Below are 249 nucleotides of genomic sequence, written 5' to 3' on the forward strand. Positions count from 1 at the left end.
GGTCTCGCGGGTGTCAACGGCGGCGACGGCTATCTGGGCGGCGATGGCGGCGCCGGCGGTAACGGTGCCAGCGGCGGTAACGGTGGTAACGGCGGCGCGGCCGGCGGTGTCGGGGCGAACGCCGGGGCCAATGGCAATGGTGGCGCGGCCACCGCCGGTGGTGTCGGCGGAGCAGCAGGCAACGGTGGCGCCGGGGTCAACGGCGCCTCCGGTGTCGCCGGGGTCAACGCGGGCGCAGGCCAGAACGGC

Annotated in this window: 1 protein-coding gene; it reads left to right on the forward strand. The window is 76.3% G+C overall.

The window, feature by feature from the left end; genetic code table 11:
• The coding region (locus ACZY1I_RS32320; protein WP_463761728.1) for a hypothetical protein at positions 1–249 on the forward strand (249 nt) is incomplete at both ends.

This window comes from Mycobacterium sp. IDUB_37, assembly GCF_055419245.1.